17 protein-coding genes are annotated in these 17,320 nt (G+C 70.7%); 16 read left to right on the forward strand and 1 reads right to left on the reverse strand.

The window, feature by feature from the left end:
* The first annotated feature begins 9 nt into the window (after positions 1-9).
* The 15 genes from hpt to ACNQOV_RS04020 all read left to right on the forward strand — a co-directional run bounded on the left by hpt (position 10) and on the right by ACNQOV_RS04020 (position 13,428).
* Positions 10-561 carry a hypoxanthine phosphoribosyltransferase gene (hpt, locus tag ACNQOV_RS03950; protein WP_070417327.1) on the forward strand — a complete coding sequence of 184 codons (552 nt, stop codon included), beginning with the start codon at positions 10-12 and terminating at the stop codon, positions 559-561.
* Between the two features lie 121 nt (positions 562-682).
* Complete coding sequence (gene ftsH / locus ACNQOV_RS03955; RefSeq protein WP_022907611.1) at positions 683-2,668, forward strand: ATP-dependent zinc metalloprotease FtsH; 1,986 nt, start codon at positions 683-685, stop codon at positions 2,666-2,668.
* A gap of 6 nt (positions 2,669-2,674) precedes the next feature.
* The gene (folP, locus tag ACNQOV_RS03960; protein WP_402268501.1) at positions 2,675-3,649 is read left to right on the forward strand and encodes a dihydropteroate synthase; all 975 of its coding nucleotides are present in this window, start codon (positions 2,675-2,677) and stop codon (positions 3,647-3,649) included.
* The gene (gene folB, locus ACNQOV_RS03965; RefSeq protein ID WP_031262804.1) at positions 3,646-4,047 is read left to right on the forward strand and encodes a dihydroneopterin aldolase; all 402 of its coding nucleotides are present in this window, start codon (positions 3,646-3,648) and stop codon (positions 4,045-4,047) included. Before folP ends, folB begins: the two co-directional genes overlap by 4 nt.
* Positions 4,044-4,604 carry a 2-amino-4-hydroxy-6-hydroxymethyldihydropteridine diphosphokinase gene (folK, locus tag ACNQOV_RS03970; protein WP_402268507.1) on the forward strand — a complete coding sequence of 187 codons (561 nt, stop codon included), beginning with the start codon at positions 4,044-4,046 and terminating at the stop codon, positions 4,602-4,604. Before folB ends, folK begins: the two co-directional genes overlap by 4 nt.
* The gene (locus tag ACNQOV_RS03975; RefSeq protein WP_022907613.1) at positions 4,601-5,092 is read left to right on the forward strand and encodes a DUF3180 domain-containing protein; all 492 of its coding nucleotides are present in this window, start codon (positions 4,601-4,603) and stop codon (positions 5,090-5,092) included. The genes folK and ACNQOV_RS03975 overlap by 4 nt, the downstream gene beginning before the upstream one ends.
* Before the next feature lie 90 nt (positions 5,093-5,182).
* Positions 5,183-5,704, forward strand: a complete 522-nt coding sequence (locus ACNQOV_RS03980; protein WP_402268510.1) for a PH domain-containing protein — start codon at positions 5,183-5,185, stop codon at positions 5,702-5,704.
* A gap of 8 nt (positions 5,705-5,712) precedes the next feature.
* Positions 5,713-7,527 (forward strand): PH domain-containing protein, encoded by a 1,815-nt coding sequence (locus tag ACNQOV_RS03985; RefSeq protein WP_416393454.1) that lies wholly within the window; start codon positions 5,713-5,715, stop codon positions 7,525-7,527.
* Positions 7,524-8,216, forward strand: a complete 693-nt coding sequence (locus tag ACNQOV_RS03990; RefSeq protein ID WP_402268516.1) for a Rossmann-like and DUF2520 domain-containing protein — start codon at positions 7,524-7,526, stop codon at positions 8,214-8,216. The genes ACNQOV_RS03985 and ACNQOV_RS03990 overlap by 4 nt, the downstream gene beginning before the upstream one ends.
* Before the next feature lie 55 nt (positions 8,217-8,271).
* Entirely contained in the window at positions 8,272-9,792 is a 1,521-nt protein-coding gene (gene lysS / locus ACNQOV_RS03995; RefSeq protein WP_022907617.1) for a lysine--tRNA ligase, read from the forward strand.
* Between the two features lie 164 nt (positions 9,793-9,956).
* A complete protein-coding gene (gene fdhA, locus ACNQOV_RS04000; RefSeq protein ID WP_402268522.1) occupies positions 9,957-11,177 on the forward strand; it encodes a formaldehyde dehydrogenase, glutathione-independent in 1,221 nt (406 codons plus the stop codon).
* 107 nt (positions 11,178-11,284) lie between these two features.
* Positions 11,285-11,488 carry a hypothetical protein gene (locus tag ACNQOV_RS04005; RefSeq protein WP_031262806.1) on the forward strand — a complete coding sequence of 68 codons (204 nt, stop codon included), beginning with the start codon at positions 11,285-11,287 and terminating at the stop codon, positions 11,486-11,488.
* A 63-nt stretch (positions 11,489-11,551) separates the two neighbouring features.
* Positions 11,552-11,785, forward strand: coding sequence for a hypothetical protein (locus ACNQOV_RS04010; RefSeq protein ID WP_416393455.1), 234 nt, complete (start codon positions 11,552-11,554; stop codon positions 11,783-11,785).
* Between the two features lie 63 nt (positions 11,786-11,848).
* Positions 11,849-12,016 carry a hypothetical protein gene (locus ACNQOV_RS04015; RefSeq protein WP_022907621.1) on the forward strand — a complete coding sequence of 56 codons (168 nt, stop codon included), beginning with the start codon at positions 11,849-11,851 and terminating at the stop codon, positions 12,014-12,016.
* Between the two features lie 341 nt (positions 12,017-12,357).
* Positions 12,358-13,428 (forward strand): sigma-70 family RNA polymerase sigma factor, encoded by a 1,071-nt coding sequence (locus tag ACNQOV_RS04020; protein WP_416393456.1) that lies wholly within the window; start codon positions 12,358-12,360, stop codon positions 13,426-13,428.
* A 167-nt stretch (positions 13,429-13,595) separates the two neighbouring features.
* Here the strand turns inward: ACNQOV_RS04020 and ACNQOV_RS04025 are convergent, their stop codons facing one another.
* Positions 13,596-14,528 carry an NAD(+)/NADH kinase gene (locus ACNQOV_RS04025; protein ID WP_416393457.1) on the reverse strand — a complete coding sequence of 311 codons (933 nt, stop codon included), beginning with the start codon at positions 14,526-14,528 and terminating at the stop codon, positions 13,596-13,598.
* Between the two features lie 222 nt (positions 14,529-14,750).
* Between ACNQOV_RS04025 and ACNQOV_RS04030 the strand changes: the two genes are divergently transcribed.
* Positions 14,751-17,267, forward strand: a complete 2,517-nt coding sequence (locus ACNQOV_RS04030) for an ATP-dependent Clp protease ATP-binding subunit (protein WP_022907623.1) — start codon at positions 14,751-14,753, stop codon at positions 17,265-17,267.
* Positions 17,268-17,320: the final 53 nt, after the last annotated feature.

The raw sequence follows: 17,320 nt of genomic DNA on the forward strand, positions 1-17,320 counted from the left end.
GCTGGGGTGGTGGAACTCTCCGACGTCCAGGCAGACCTGTCCGAAGTCCTCTTCACCCCCGAGCAGATCGACGACAAGCTCGCCGAGCTCGCCGCGGTGGTCGACGCCGACTACGCGGGGCGCGACCCGCTGCTCGTCGGTGTCCTCAAGGGTGCCGTCATGGTGATGGCGGACTTCTCCCGGCACCTCAAGATGCAGGCCCGCATGGACTGGATGGCGGTGTCGTCGTACGGCTCCGGCACGAAGTCGTCCGGTGTGGTCCGCATCCTCAAGGACCTCGACACGGACCTGCACGGGCGCGACGTCCTCATCGTCGAGGACATCATCGACTCCGGTCTGACGCTGTCGTGGCTCAAGCAGAACCTCGAGTCCCGCGGGGCAGCGAGCGTCGAGATCGTCGCACTGCTGCGCAAGCCCGAGGCCGCCAAGGTCGAGGTCGACGTGAAGTACGTGGGCTTCGACATCCCGGACGCCTTCGTGGTCGGGTACGGGCTGGACTACGACGAGCGCTACCGCAACCTGCGCGGTGTCGGCGTGCTCGCGCCGCACGTCTACAGCTGATCCTGGTGGCGGGTGGAGTTCGCCCGCAGAGGACACCCATTCTCGCCACAGAATCGCAGCCGTATGCTGACCAGCACGCAACTTCGGCAGAGAAAGGTGTCGGGCGACCTGCCCGGATCACATGGACTTCAAGCGCATCCTTCGCGGGCCGTACATCTACGTGCTCATCGCGATCGTGGGGATCTGGATCGGCTGGGCGGTCATCAGCCAGTCCGGCACGCAGCAGATCGACACGCAGAAGGGCCTCCAGCAGCTCTCCGACGGCAAGGTCTCGTCCGTGGTGGTGAACTCCACCGAGCAGCGGGTCGACCTGACGCTCAAGGACGGCAACGCGCACGAGCAGTTCTACTACTCGACGCCCCGCGGTGAAGAGGTCATCCAGGCCGTCAACGACGCGAACCTGCCCAAGGGCTACAACGACACCGTCCAGCAGTCGAACTGGTTCCTCTCGCTGCTCGGCATCCTGCTGCCGTTCCTCATCATCGGCGCCCTGTTCTGGTTCCTCCTCGCCAACGCCCAGGGCGGTGGCTCGAAGGTCATGCAGTTCGGCAAGTCCCGGGCGAAGATGAACAACAAGGAGAACCCGCAGGTCAGCTTCGCCGACGTGGCGGGCTCCGACGAGGCGATCGAGGAGCTCCAGGAGATCAAGGAGTTCCTGAAGGAGCCCGCGAAGTTCCAGGCCGTCGGCGCGAAGATCCCGAAGGGCGTGCTGCTCTACGGCCCTCCCGGCACCGGCAAGACGCTGCTCGCCCGAGCCGTCGCCGGCGAGGCGGGCGTGCCGTTCTACTCGATCTCCGGTTCGGACTTCGTCGAGATGTTCGTCGGTGTCGGCGCGAGCCGCGTCCGTGACCTGTTCGAGCAGGCGAAGCAGAACTCGCCCGCCATCGTCTTCATCGACGAGATCGACGCGGTGGGTCGTCACCGCGGCGCCGGCATCGGCGGCGGCAACGACGAGCGCGAGCAGACGCTGAACCAGCTCCTCGTCGAGATGGACGGCTTCGACGGCAAGACGAACGTCATCCTCATCGCGGCGACGAACCGCCCCGACGTCCTCGACCCCGCGCTCCTGCGCCCCGGCCGCTTCGACCGCCAGATCGGCGTCGACGCGCCGAGCCTCGCCGGCCGCAAGCAGATCCTCGAGGTGCACGCGAAGGGCAAGCCGCTCGCCGCGAGCGTCGACCTCGAGCTGCTGGCCCGCAAGACGCCGGGCTTCACGGGTGCCGACCTGGCGAACGTCCTGAACGAGGCCGCGCTCCTGACGGCCCGCTCGAACGCGCAGCTCATCGACAACCGTGCGCTGGACGAGGCCGTCGACCGCGTCATGGCCGGACCGCAGCGCCGCACGCGCATCATGTCCGACCAGGAGCGCCTCATCACGGCCTACCACGAGGGTGGTCACGCCCTCGCCGCGGCCGCGATGCGCCACACCGACCCCGTGACGAAGATCACGATCCTGCCGCGCGGCCGTGCCCTCGGCTACACGATGGTGCTCCCGCTCGAGGACAAGTACTCCGTCACCCGCAACGAACTGCTCGACCAGCTCACGTACGCCATGGGCGGGCGCGTCGCCGAGGAGATCGTCTTCCACGACCCGACCACGGGTGCGTCGAACGACATCGAGAAGGCCACCGGCACCGCCCGCAAGATGGTCACCGAGTACGGCATGAGCCGTGCCGTCGGGTCCGTCAAGCTCGGCTCCGGGTCGAGCGAGCCGTTCGTCGGCCGCGACATGAGCGGCGGGACCAGCCGCGACTACTCGGAGAACATCGCCGAGACGGTCGACGCCGAGACCCGCGCCCTGCTCGAGGCCGCGCACGACGAGGCGTACCAGGTGCTCAACGACAACCGCGACATCCTCGACCGGCTGGCCGGCGAGCTGCTCGAGAAGGAGACCCTCGACGCCCCCGAGCTCGTCGAGATCTTCAAGGACGTGCGCAAGCTGCCGGAGCGCCCGCAGTGGCTCTCCAGCGACAAGCGTCCGGTGAGCAACCTGCCCGCCATCGAGGTGCCGGGCAAGGCCGCGCAGACCGCGTCCGAGCAGTCCGACCACGAGTCGTCGAAGCCCCGTCGCCGTCCCTTCGGCAACCCGGGTATCGCCCCCGCGTAGGCCGGCATGACGGACCTGCCGACGAGGCGCTCGCGTCGGCTCGCAGAGGTGAGCCAGGCGCGGGCCGCCGCGGCCGAACCGCCGACGGTCGCGATCGACCTCCGTGCACCCGCCCCGGTGCCGGAGATCGTGACCGGCCCGCGGCGGGACCGTGACCGCGGCGCACCGACCGACGACCGGACCCGGGTGATGGGGATCCTCAACGTCACGCCGGACTCCTTCAGCGACGGGGGCCTGCACCAGGCCTACGACGCCGCCGTGCAGCACGCCCGTGCGCTCGTCGCCGCCGGGGCCGACATCGTCGACGTCGGCGGGGAGTCGACCCGGCCGGGGTCCGAGCGCGTGCCGGTGGAGGTCGAGCAGCGTCGGGTCCTCCCGGTCGTGCAGCAGCTCGTCGCCGAGGGCATCACGGTGAGCGTCGACACGATGAACGCCGCGACCGCCGAACGGTCGGTGGACCTCGGTGCCGCCATCGTCAACGACGTCTCCGGCGGACTTGCCGACGACGACATGGCGCGGGTCGTCCGTGACACCGGTGCCGGTTTCGTCGTCATGCACTGGCGCGGGCACAGCGACCGCATGTACCGCAACGCCGAGTACGTGCACGCCGTCGACGAGGTCCGGCGCGAGGTCGAGATGCGCGTCGCCGAGCTCATCGTCCTCGGTGTCCGCCAGGAACAGGTCGTCATCGACCCGGGCCTGGGGTTCGCCAAGCAGGGCGTGCAGAACTGGGAGATCCTCGCGGGGTACGAGCGGTTCGCGTCCATCGGACTGCCGGTGCTCGTCGCCGCCTCACGCAAGCGGTTCCTGGACGGGGTCGGCAGTGCCGCCGGTGCCCCGCCGAAGGACCGCGACCTCGCCACCGCCGCCATCAGCCTGCTCTCCGCCGAACGCGGGGCGTGGGGTGTGCGCGTGCACGACCCGGCACCGACCCGTGCCGTGCTCGACGTCTGGGACGCCTGGAGGGCAGCTCGATCATGAGGGACACCATCCGCCTGACCGGGGTCCGCGCACGCGGCCACCACGGGGTCTTCGACCACGAACGCGCCGACGGCCAGGACTTCGTCGTCGACGTCGCGGTGGAGGTCGACGCCCGCGTCGCGTCCGGGACCGACGACCTCGACAACACCGTGCACTACGGGGTGCTCGCCGAGCAGGTCGTGGCCGAGATCGAGCGCGACCCGGTCGACCTCATCGAGACCCTCGCCGAGCGCATCGCCGCCGCCGTGCTCACCCACCGCGCGGCCCTGGCGACCGAGGTCACGGTGCACAAGCCGCAGGCGCCCATCACGGTGCCGTTCACCGACGTGTCGATCAGCATCCGACGGACCCGTGGCGGTGTCCGGGCCCCGGGCTCCGCCGTCGAGGAAGAAGAGTGAGCCGGGCGGTCGTCGCCCTCGGCGCGAACCTCGGCGACCGGGGGAGCACCCTGCGCGCCGCCGCCACGGCGATCGCCGAGCTGCCCGGTGTCCGTCCGGTGGCGTCCAGCCGCGAGGTCGAGTCGGTCGCCGTCACGCTCGACGGCCCCGACCGTTCGAAGCCCCGGTACCGGAACGCCGTCGTGGTCGTCGACACCGACCTCGAGCCGCAGGAGCTCCTCGACGCCCTGCACGGCATCGAGGACACCCACGGCCGCACGCGCGAGGTGCGCTGGGGCGACCGGACGCTCGACCTCGACCTGGTGGCCTACGACGACCTGTCGATCGACACCGCCACGCTGACGGTGCCGCACCCGCGCGCCGGCGAGCGGGCGTTCGTGCTCGCGCCGTGGCACGACGCCGACCCGGACGCGGTGCTGCCCGGCGTCGGGCCGGTGGCCGACCTGCTGGCGCAGGTGGGCGACGACACCGAACGCGTCGACGAGCCGCGCCTCTTCGACGAGTCGAGCCGCGCCTCCGGGCCCGCGGCGGACCCCGCGGCCGGAGCCGCCTCGTGAAGCCCACCCGCGCCTCCACCCTGCTGAGCGTCGCGGTCGTCGCCGCGGTCGCCGGCTTCGCCCTCGACGCCGTCCTCGCCTCGCGCCAGGCGCCGACGCTGTTCCTCGCGACGCCCCTCGGTGTGACGCTCGCGTTCATCGGCATCGCGGTCGTCCTGATGGCCCGCCCGGTCCGGCGGCACGCACGCGACGGCGCCGCCAGGGCCCGCTCGGTCGACCCGCTCTACGCGACCCGCGTCGTGGTGCTCGCGAAGGCCTCGAGCATCGCCGGCGCGCTCTTCGGCGGGTTCGGTGCCGGCCTCCTCGTCTACCTCCTGACCCGGTCGGCGTTCCCTTCGCTAGGCTCGGTCCTGCCGAACGCCGTGGCGGTCGGGGGTGGGCTCGTGCTGACGGTGTGCGCACTCGTCGCCGAACGCATGTGCATCGCTCCTCCGGGGGACGATGACGACGACGACCTCCCCCGGGGCGGTACGACCGAGGCACACTGACCACGACCGAGGCACACGGACACCGGGGCGGCACGCCGCCGGCGCACCCACCCGGCGTACCCAGCACGACCCGACCGCAGGAGGCCCGCGATGCCGCGTGAACGACTCGACGAGCCGGGCCTCGGCCTGACCGGCACCACCTGGACCCGGGTGTCGCCGAAGCTCGTCTGGACCGAGCTCGTCAGCACCGTCCTGGTGGGGGCCGTCGTCACCGCGGGCTGCGTCATCATCGGCGTCGTCAGCGGCGGGTTCACCGGCACCGCCGGCACCGTCTGGACGCTCGTCGGCATCGCCGTCGCGATCGCCACCCTCGTGACCGCCGTCCTGACGCCCCGTCGGGTGCGGGCGATCGGGTACGCACTGCGCGACGACGACCTGATCCTCCGACGCGGCCTGATGTGGCAGCGGTTCACGGCGGTCCCGTACGGCCGCATGCAGCTGGTCGACGTCAACCGCGGACCCCTCGACCGGGTGCTCGGCATGAGCGAGCTCAAGTTCGTGACGGCAGCCGCGTCGACCAACGTCCGGATCCCCGGCATCCCCTTCGCCGACGCCGACGAGCTGCGCGATCGGCTGGTCGAGCTCGCCGAGTCCCGTCGCGCCGGGCTGTAGGGGGTCCGATGACGTTCCGACCCGGCCCGCCGCCGCCCGCTCCGCCGCACCGGGGCGACGCCGCCGCTGCCGAGCCGCTCACCGACGGCGAGTGGCACCGCATGCACCCGCTGACGCCGCTGCTCAAGGGCGGCATCTTCCTCATCGTGGTCCTCGGCTACGTGCTGAACAGCCTGCGGGACCAGCTCGTCGAGTTCTTCATCCCCGGCGGTGGTCCGCAGGACGACGGTGACCCGGTGCGGTACGTCTACGAGCACGGTGTCGTCGGCTGGGTGCTGCTCGGCATCGTGGTGGTGCTCGTCGTGCTGATCGGGCTCTTCTACCTGTCCTGGCGCATGCACGAGTTCCGGGTGACGGGCGAGATCGTCGAGGTCCGTTCGGGCGTGCTGTTCCGGACGAACCGCAAGGCCCGGCTGGACCGCATCCAGGGCATCAACATCTCGCGGCCGCTCGTCCCGAGGATCTTCGGCACGGCGAAGCTCGAGATCGCGCAGGCCGGCAACGACGCCAACGTGCAGCTCGCGTACCTCGGCGTCCGGGCGGCGGACGACCTGCGGCAGCGCATCCTCGTCCTGGCCTCCGGCGCGAAGGACGACGAGCGGCAGCACGACCCGGCCCGCGCCTCGAACGGCGTGCTGCAGGACCGCGTCGACGAGATCTTCTCGCCCGAGCTCGACCCTGCCGCGGTCCGCGCGACCCGGATCGTGAAGGTGCACCCCGGCCGGCTGATCGCCTCGATGCTGCTGTCCGGCACGACCGTGTTCATCCTGGCGGCGGTCGCGGCGATGATCGTCAGCGTCGCGCTCACCGGCGAGTACGGGATCCTGTTCGGTCTCTTCCCGGCGGTCATCGGCGCCGGCGGCTACTACGTCCGCAAGTTCTCGCGCTCGCTGCAGTACACGATCGCCGAGACCCGCGACGGCATCCGGATCGGCTTCGGGCTCGTGTCCACCTCGAACGAGACCCTGCCCCCGGGTCGCATCCACGCCGTGAGCGTCGCGCAGCCGCTGCTGTGGCGACCGTTCGGCTGGTGGGACGTCCGCATCAACCGTGCGACGAACGCCGGCAACGGGGCGTCGAACAACCAGCAGGTCTCGTCGATCGTGCTGCCCGTCGGCACCGCGCGGGACGTGCGCGAGGTCCTCGACATCATCCTGCCCGGCCTCGTCGGCACCGCCGTCGCCGGTCCCGCCGCGTCGCAGGAGCAGCTCCGCGAGGGCTCGGCCGTGGCGGTGGACGTCGTCGACGACAGCCTCACCACCACGGGCGACCGGGGCGGGTTCGTGCACTCCCCACGCCGTGGCGCGTGGCTCCGCCCGTTCGCGTTCCGGCGCAACGGGTACCGGTTCGTCCCGGGTGCCGTCCTGCTCCGGCTCGGTGCCGTCTGGCGGTCGCTCGTCATCGTGCCGCTGCCGCGGGTGCAGAGCGTCAAGGTCTCGCAGGGGCCGCTCGAGCGTGCGCTCCGCCTCGCGTCGGTGCACGTGCAGACGGTGCAGGGCCCGGTCTCGGCGAGCATCGGCGCGCTGGACGCGCGGGACGCGCAGCGGCTGTGGTCGGACACCTCGGCCCGCGCGGTCGAGGCCGCTGCGGCCGACACGTCGCACCGGTGGCGCGAACGGGAGGCGCGGGTCGCCCCCGGCGCACCCGTCGCGGTCGACGGTCCTGCGGGCCAGGAGGCGCAGCACGCCCCCGCCGCGTCCGTCGCGCCCCGCGGGTGGTCGCCGGAACCGGCCCCCGGCGGTGCCGAGCCGGCGCGACCGACCGGCACCGCGCCTCCCGGATCGCCGTGGGGCGCGGTCCCACCGCCGGGAGCCGCGCGGTGAGGGCGGGACGACTGGGCGTCGGCGTCCTCGGCGCCGGACGCGTCGGACCGGTCCTCGGGGCGGCCCTCGCGAACGCGGAGCACGCCGTCGTCGGCGTGACGGCCGTGTCCGATGCCGGACGCGACCGCGCCGAGGCGATGCTCCCCGGTGCCCCCGTCCTCGAGACGCCCGACCTCGTCGAGCGGAGCGAGCTCGTGCTCCTCGCGGTGCCGGACGACCAGCTCGCGGGTCTCGTGCAGGGGCTCGCCGACGCGGGCATCTGGCAGCCGGGGCAGCTCGTCGTGCACACCAGCCCCGACCACGGCGTCGGCATCCTCGCACCCGCGATGGCGGCCGGCGCGATCCCGCTCGCGATCCACCCCGCGATGGCGTTCACCGGCACCAGCGTGGACCTCGTCCGGCTCCGCGACGCGTACTGCGCCGTCACCGCGCCGGCGCCCGTGCTCCCCATCGCACAGGCGCTCGTCGTCGAGATGGGCGCGGAGCCGTTCGTCGTCACCGAGCAGGACCGTCCCGCCTACGCCGATGCCGTCCGCGCCGCCGTCAGCTTCTCGACCGCGATCGTCGACCAGTCCGCTGGCACCCTGTCCGGCATCGGGGTGGAGTACCCGGGGCGGGTGCTCGGCGCGCTGGTCCGCACGGCGGTCGACAACGCGCTCGCGGCCGCCGACGGGCAGGCGACGCTCTAGACCGGCCGCGCTGTACGATTTCCGGGACCCCCACGACCATCGGAGCCGCACCAGCATGACCGACGAGACCGCACCCGCCACCGAGCCCTCCGCCGACGAGATCGCCGCCGCGGAGACCAGCGAGCAGCGACAGGTCCGGCTCGACAAGCGGGCGAAGCTCCTCGAGTCGGGGATCGAGGCGTACCCGGCCGGGCTGCCGATCACCACGACGATCCCCGCCGTGCGCGCGCAGTACGCCCACCTCGAGACCGGCGAGGAGACCCAGGACGTCGTCGGCGTCGCCGGACGCATCGTGTTCTCGCGCAACACCGGCAAGCTCTGCTTCGCGTCCCTGCAGTCCGGCGACGGCTCGCGCATCCAGGCGATGGTGTCCCTCGCCGAGGTGGGCGACGAGTCCCTCGCCCGCTGGAAGGAGTTCGTCGACCTCGGTGACCACGTGTTCGTGCACGGCCGGGTGATCTCCTCGCGCCGGGGCGAGCTGTCGATCATGGTCGACGACTGGCAGATCGCGGCGAAGGCGATCCTGCCGCTGCCGAACCTGCACAACGAGCTGAACGAGGAGACCCGGGTCCGCCAGCGGTACCTCGACCTCATCGTCCGCGACGAGGCCCGCGCCACCGTCCGCGCCCGCGCCGCCGTGATGGCGTCGCTCCGGCAGACCTTCACCGACCACGAGTACCTCGAGGTCGAGACGCCGATGCTGCAGACCCAGCACGGCGGCGCCTCGGCCCGGCCGTTCGTCACGCACTCGAACGCCTTCGACACCGAGCTCTACCTCCGCATCGCGCCGGAGCTCTTCCTGAAGCGCGCCGTCGTCGGCGGCATCGACCGCGTCTTCGAGGTGAACCGCAACTTCCGGAACGAGGGCGCCGACTCGACACACTCGCCGGAGTTCGCGATGCTCGAGGCCTACCAGGCGTACGGCGACTACGAGCAGATGGCCGACCTCACCCAGGAACTCGTGCAGAACGCCGCCCGCGCGGTGACCGGTGGCTCGCTCGAGGTCACCTGGGCCGACGGCACGACCTACGACCTCGGCGGCGACTGGCCGCGCATCGACATGTACGGCTCGCTGTCCGAGGCGGCCGGTCGCGAGATCACCCCCGAGACGCCGCTGTCCGAGCTGCAGGCGCTCGCCGAGGCCGAGGGCGTCGAGGTCGCGCACGCCACCCACGGCAAGTACGTCGAGGAGCTCTGGGAGCACTTCGTCATCGACTCGCTCGACCGTCCGACGTTCGTCATGAACTTCCCGGTCGACACCTCGCCGCTCACCCGCCAGCACCGCAGCCGCCCCGGCATCGTCGAGAAGTGGGACCTGTACATCCGCGGCTTCGAGCTGGCGACGGCGTACTCCGAGCTCGTGGACCCGGTCGTGCAGCGCGAGCGGTTCGTCGAGCAGGCGAAGCTCGCCGCCGGGGGCGACCTCGAGGCGATGCGCGTCGACGAGGAGTTCCTGCGGGCCCTCGAGCACGCCATGCCGCCGTCTGGTGGCATGGGCATGGGGATCGACCGGCTGCTCATGGCCATCACGGGCCTCGGCATTCGCGAGACGATCCTCTTCCCGCTGGTCAAGTAGCGCGCGAGCGGGCGGCGTCGACCGTCGCCCGCTGCCTGCGCGCGGCCCACGGTCGTGCGCGTAGCGTCCCGGGTACGCCCCGGACGAGGACTCCCCACGACGGCGTGGGGGCGAGCGCAGGTCGATCGTCGGTCCCGGGGTGCCAGGGATCGAGGAGGATCACCATGGCAACGAACCACGCGGTCGCCTACAAGGCGCCCGGTCAGGTCGAGGTCATCGAGACCGAGTACCCGACCTTCGAGCTCAAGGACGGACCCGGGGTCAACCCGGCGAACGTCGGGCGCAAGGTCCACCACGGTGCCGTGCTGCGCACCATCGCGACGAACATCTGCGGCAGCGACCAGCACATGGTCCGCGGGCGGACGACGGCACCGGCGGACCTCGTGCTCGGGCACGAGATCACCGGCGAGGTGGTCGAGGTCGGGCGGGACGTCGAGTTCATCAAGGTCGGTGACGTCGTCTCGGTGCCCTTCAACATCGCGTGCGGGCGCTGCCGGAACTGCAAGGAACGCAAGACCGGCATCTGCCTGAACGTCAACCCGGACCGTCCCGGCAGTGCGTACGGGTACGTCGACATGGGCGGCTGGGTCGGTGGTCAGGCCGAGTACGTGCTCGTGCCGTACGCCGACTGGAACCTGCTGAAGTTCCCGGACCGCGAGCAGGCGATGGAGAAGATCCTCGATCTCGCGATGCTGTCCGACATCTTCCCGACCGGCTTCCACGGCGCCGTCACCGCCGGTGTCGAGGTCGGGTCGACCGTGTACGTCGCGGGTGCCGGGCCGGTCGGTCTCGCCGCCGCGACGGGAGCGCTGCTGCTCGGCGCGAGCGTCGTGATCGTCGGGGACATGAACGCCGACCGGCTCGCCCAGGCGCGGACCTTCGGGTGCGAGACGGTCGACCTGACCAAGGGCGACCCCGCCGACCAGATCGACCAGATCCTCGGTGAACCGCTCGTCGACTGCGGCATCGACGCCGTCGGGTTCGAGGCGAAGGGCCACGGCTCGGGGTCGGACCACGAGGCGCCGGCGACGGTGCTCAACTCGCTCATGGACGTCACCGCCGCCGGTGGGGCGCTCGGGATCCCCGGGCTCTACGTCACCGGCGACCCGGGTGGCATCGACGAGGCGGCGCAGAAGGGCGCACTGTCCCTGAGCCTCGGCACCGGGTGGGCGAAGTCGCTGTCGTTCACCACGGGCCAGTGTCCGGTCATGAAGTACAACCGCCAGCTGATGATGGCGATCCTGCACGACCGGACGAGCATCGCGAAGAACGTCAACGCGACGGCGATCTCGCTCGACGACGCCCCGCGCGGCTACGCCGAGTTCGACAAGGGCGCGGCGACGAAGTACGTCCTCAACCCGAACGGGCTCATCCCCGCCGCGTGAGGGACCACGCACCGGTGGCAGCCCGGCTCGTCCGTTCGCGGGCGGCCGGGCTGCTCGCTGCGGGGGGGGGGGGGGGCGATACGGGTTCGAGGGCGTACCATGTTCGCGTGCCGCATGGAGTCGTGACCGGGATCATCTTCGCCCTGACGCCGACCGTCGTGGTCGGCCTCATCTTCTGGTTCGTGATGCGCGCCATCATGCGGGCCGACCGCACCGAGCGTGCCGCCTACGCCAAGGTCGAGGCCGAGGAGCGCGCCCGCTTCGAGCGCGAGCACGGGGTCCCGGCACCGGCACCGGCCTCGGCCGAGTAGTCCCGCGCCCCGAGCGCGGTCGACTTCACCCGGCGTTCACCGCCGGGTGCGACGCTGACGCGCATGCGCCAGGACCCGGAGCCCGCCGACCGTCACCTCGGCGTCGACGCCGGACCGGGATCCGACGCGACCGCCGACCTCGTCGACCGCTCCGACCTCACCGACCCCGTCGACCCCGTTGACCTCGCCGACCTCGACCCCGAGGACGCCTTCGGCCACACCGCCGTGCCCGATGCGTCCCGTGACGACACCGTGTGGCCCGACGGTGACGGCGACGAGGACGACATCGACGTCTGAGCGTCCGGACACGGTCACCGGCCGTTCACCCCGACGTCGCCCACCGGCGCGAGCATCGTCGGCATGTCCATCACGCAGATCATCACCGGTGGTGTCCTCGCGAACCGCGGCGGCGTCTTCACCGGGCGCAGCCTCGTCGGCGACATCGAGAGCGAGTACGACGAGTTCGACCGGGACGCCGACCTCGAGGTCTCGAAGCGTCGCGAGGGGTGGCTCGAACCCTCCTGGTGACCCCCACCCCTCCGGCTTTCGGGGTACGACGATCGGATCGCGACGATCCGGGCCGCCGTACCCCTTTTTCGTGTCCACTCGACGCGGCCGCCCGGGGTACAGGATCGGAAACGAGCAAGAAACACCGATGCAACGCCGGAAACACGGCGGCATCCCCTTGCTCTCCGGCGACGAGGGGGACCAGACTGACGACAGGCTGTACCCCTCGGGGGACGGTATCCATGGTGAAGCACGGAGAAGCCTGAGAATCGATCCGATCGGTTTGTGGGGTACACCTCCGGGCCGCTTTACTCATGACACCCCCCAACGAGGTCATCACCCGTCGAACGCAGGGAGTCATCATGACGATCGCAACAGCAGCACCGAAGACGACGACCACCGGCCCCGCCGCGCGCCGCTCCAAGAAGACCGCGGCAGCGAAGACCACGGTCACCGCGGTCGAGACCACCACGCTCGACACCGAGGTCGAGGCCGACGAGCAGCTCGCGGGTGTCCGCGGCGCCTCGGTCGACCAGGTCGGTGACTACCTGCGCCACATCGGCCGGCTCTCGCTCCTCACCGCCGAGGAAGAAGCCGAGATCGCCCGCCGCATCGAGGTCGGCCTCTTCGCCGAGGAGAAGCTCAACACCGAGAAGGGCCTCGCGAAGACCCTGCAGCGCGAACTGCGCTGGCTGGTCCGCGACGGTGAGCGCGCCAAGGAGCGCATGATCACCTCGAACCTCCGCCTCGTCGTGAGCATCGCCAAGCGCTACTCGCAGCGTGGCCTGCCCTTCATGGACGTGATCCAGGAAGGCAACCTCGGTCTGGTCCGCGCGGTCGAGAAGTTCGACTTCACGCAGGGCTACAAGTTCTCGACGTACGCCACCTGGTGGATCCGCCAGGCGATCTCGCGTGGCCTCGCCGACAAGGCCCGCACCATCCGCATCCCGGTCCACACGGTCGAGCTGATCAACAAGATCTCCCGCACCGAGCGCGATCTCACCGTCGACCTCGGCCGTGCGCCGATGCCCGACGAGGTCGCGGCGGAGCTCAGCATGAGCGTCGAGGAACTCGTCGACCTCAAGGGCCGTTCGCACGAGCCGGTGTCGATCCACACCGTCGTCGGCGACTCGGACGACAGCGAACTCGGCGACTTCATCGAGGACGAGGACGCCGCGTCCCCGAACGAGCTCACCGAGACCACGCTGCTCCACCGCGACATCCGCTCGATCGTCGCCGAACTGCCGAGCGACGAGGCGAACGTGATCCGCATGCGCTACGGCCTCGACGACGACAAGCCGATGACGCTCGACGAGATCTCGAAGATCGTCCACACGACCCGCCAGGCGGTCAGCCGTGTGGAGTCCCGCGCCAAGCTGCGGCTCTTCGCCAAGGCGGTCTCGCAGGACATGCAGCTGTACCTGACCGACTAGGTCGGATGACTTCGGCCGGTGTGCGAACACCGGCACGGGGAACCGGGTCGTTCTGTGGGAAGACGATCCGGTGGGGTGATGGGACGGCCCGCTCGCGCTTCGGCGTGAGCGGGCCATTCACGTTCCCGGGGGCGCGTCGCACCGTTCCGCGCGGAGCGACCGGGCCGCTACTCCTCGACCTCGCGCCCGAGCTTCTGGCGGAGGTCCTGCGGGATGAGCTCGATGAGCTGGTCCGGCCGCACGGGCAGGTCGAGCAGGCTGAGCTTGACGCGGCCCGTCCGGCCGTGGCGCTCGGCGTCGAGCCGGACCACGCTGCCGGCGTCCTTCCGCAGGCGGACGTCGAGCTGGGCGCCCGTCGCGACCTCGCCGACGACGAGCCCGTCGACCTCGAGCGCCGCACTGCGGGTGCCCTCGGCGATGTCGAACCGGTAGCGCTCGCGCGCGGCCAGGACGACGGCACGGTCGATCCCGGCCATCGGTGCGACCGGCGTCACGACGGAGCCGGACAGCGCGGGGGAGAGGACCGGTCCGCCGGCGGCGTAGTTGTACGCGGTGGAGCCCGCCGGGGTCGCGGCGACGATCGCATCGGCCCGGTAGTAGCCGTACCCGAGGCCGCCGACGCTGAGGTCGGCGGAGACCTGCCCCGCGCCGGGCCGCCGCACGATCGTGAGGTCGTTGAACGCGAGGTAGTCCGTCCGCGCACCGCTCCAGGACAGCCGGGCCTCGAGCGCGTGGTGCGGTTCGAGCTGGTAGTCGCCGGCGGACAGCCGTTCGAGCGCGCCCTCGAGCTCCGGCGGTTCGATCTCGACGAGGAACCCGACGTTGCCGTAGTTGACGCCGAGCACCGGCACCGGGCGCTTCGCCACGAGACGCATCGCACCGAGCATGGTGCCGTCACCGCCGAGCGCGACGACGAGGTCGACCTCCTCCGTGAAGTCCTCGTCACCGATCACGTCGAGACCACCGCCGATGCGCTGGGCGTCGGCCCGACGGGCGACGAGGCGACCGCGGCCGGAGGCGTTCCAGCGCTGCAGGGTCGCGACGGACTCCTGCACGTTCTTGGTCGGGTGGACGACGAGTCCGACGACGGGCTGCTCCATGCTCGGATGGTACCGACCCGACCCGGGACGACCCCGGTCGTGGCGCCGCCGCCCGCCGGGCGCGCGCCGCGTGCCGGACCCGCACCGCGCCTCCAGGCCCTCGCCTGCCCGCCGGACGCAACGAGGTCACGCCCACGGCGAACAGGGGCAGACCACCCGGGGTGCGCTGGTTAGTCTCGATGTACGTCACCGGGCCAGCTCCGGTCCGGCAAGGGAGAGCACATGTTCGAGAGATTCACCGACCGAGCCCGTCGTGTTGTCGTCCTCGCTCAAGAAGAAGCGAAGATGCTCAACCACAACTACATCGGCACCGAGCACATCCTCCTCGGCCTCATCCACGAGGGCGAGGGCGTCGCCGCCAAGGCGCTGGAGTCGCTCGGCATCTCGCTCGATGCCGTCCGCGAGCAGGTCCAGGACATCATCGGGCAGGGCCAGCAGCAGCCGACCGGGCACATCCCGTTCACGCCGCGCGCCAAGAAGGTGCTCGAGCTGTCCCTGCGCGAGGCGCTGCAGCTCGGCCACAACTACATCGGCACCGAGCACATCCTGCTCGGCCTCATCCGCGAGGGCGAAGGCGTCGCCGCCCAGGTGCTCGTCAAGCTCGGCGCGGACCTCAACCGCGTCCGCCAGCAGGTCATCCAGCTCCTGTCCGGCTACCAGGGCAAGGAAGCGGTCGCCGTCGGCGGCGAGCAGCAGCAGAACGCCCAGCAGGGTTCGCAGGTCCTCGACCAGTTCGGTCGGAACCTCACCCAGGCGGCGCGCGACGGCAAGCTCGACCCGGTCATCGGCCGCGAGAAGGAGATGGAGCGGGTCATGCAGATCCTCTCCCGTCGCTCCAAGAACAACCCCGTCCTGATCGGCGAGCCCGGCGTCGGCAAGACCGCCGTCGTCGAGGGCCTCGCCCAGGCGATCGTCAAGGGCGACGTGCCCGAGACGCTGAAGGACAAGCAGCTCTACTCGCTCGACCTCGGGTCGCTCATCGCCGGGTCCCGCTACCGCGGTGACTTCGAGGAGCGCCTCAAGAAGGTCACGAAGGAGATCCGCACCCGCGGCGACATCATCGTCTTCATCGACGAGATCCACACGCTCGTCGGTGCCGGTGCTGCCGAGGGCGCGATCGACGCCGCGTCGATCCTCAAGCCGCTCCTCGCCCGCGGTGAGCTCCAGACCATCGGTGCCACCACGCTCGACGAGTACCGCAAGCACTTCGAGAAGGACGCCGCCCTCGAGCGTCGCTTCCAGCCCGTGCAGGTCAACGAACCGTCGCTGCCGCACGCGATCAACATCCTCAAGGGCCTCCGCGACAAGTACGAGGCGTTCCACAAGGTGTCCATCACCGACGGTGCGATCGTCGCCGCGGCGAACCTGGCCGACCGCTACGTGCAGGACCGCTTCCTGCCGGACAAGGCCATCGACCTGATCGACGAGGCCGGCGCACGCCTCCGCCTGTCGATCCTGTCGGCACCGCCGGAGCTCCGCGAGTTCGACGAGAAGATCTCGACGGTCCGCGGATCGAAGGAAGCCGCGATCGAGGAGCAGGACTTCGAGAAGGCCGCATCGCTCCGCGACGAGGAGAAGAAGCTCCTCGGCGAGCGTCTCCGCCTCGAGAAGCAGTGGCGTGCGGGTGACGTCGCCGCGTCCGGCACCGTCGACGAGGGCATCATCGCCGAGGTCCTGGCGCAGGCCACGGGCATCCCGGTCTTCAAGCTCACCGAAGAGGAGACCTCGCGTCTCGTCTTCATGGAGAAGGCCCTGCACGAGCGCGTCATCGGTCAGGAAGAGGCCATCTCGGCCCTGTCCAAGACCATCCGCCGCACCCGTGCCGGCCTGAAGGACCCGAACCGTCCCTCCGGCTCGTTCATCTTCGCCGGCCCCACGGGCGTCGGGAAGACCGAGCTCGCCAAGGCGCTCGCCGAGTTCCTCTTCGACGACGAGGGTGCACTGATCTCCCTCGACATGTCGGAGTTCGGTGAGAAGCACACCGTCTCGCGACTCTTCGGTGCCCCTCCCGGGTTCGTCGGGTTCGAGGAGGGTGGCCAGCTCACCGAGAAGGTGCGCCGCAAGCCGTTCTCCGTGGTCCTCTTCGACGAGATCGAGAAGGCCCACCCGGACATCTTCAACTCGCTGCTGCAGGTCCTCGAAGAGGGGCGTCTGACCGATGGTCAGGGCCGCGTGGTCGACTTCAAGAACACCGTCATCATCATGACCACGAACCTCGGTTCGCAGGGCATCGCCGGTGGCCCGGTGGGCTTCCAGGTCGAGGGTGACTCGGGTGTCGGCTACGACCGCATGCGTGCGAAGGTGAACGAGGAGCTCAAGAAGCACTTCAAGCCGGAGTTCCTGAACCGCGTCGACGACACGATCGTGTTCCCGCAGCTGTCGCAGCCCGAGCTGCTGCAGATCGTGGACCTGTTCGTGAAGCGCCTGGCCGACCGTCTGCTCGACCGCGACATGACGGTGGAGCTCACGCTCGCCGCAAAGGAGCAGCTCATCAAGGTCGGGTTCGACCCGTCGCTCGGTGCTCGCCCCCTGCGTCGCGCGATGCAGCACGAGGTCGAGGACCAGCTGTCGGAGCACATCCTGCAGGGTGAGCTCAACGCCGGCGACCACGTGAAGGTCGACTTCACCGACGGTACGTTCCAGTTCGAGACCGGGCGTCAGCCGGGCCGCGAAGAGGTCCTCGCCGGGGCTGCCGCCGTCGAGGCGACGGACGCTCCGCAGGGCGAGATCGAGTCCTAGGACCCAGCCGCAGACATGACGGGAGGGACGGTGCCAGCTGGCACCGTCCCTCC

Origin of the sequence: Curtobacterium sp. LFS084, from assembly GCF_047977705.1 — a bacterium.
Lineage (GTDB): Bacteria > Actinomycetota > Actinomycetes > Actinomycetales > Microbacteriaceae > Curtobacterium.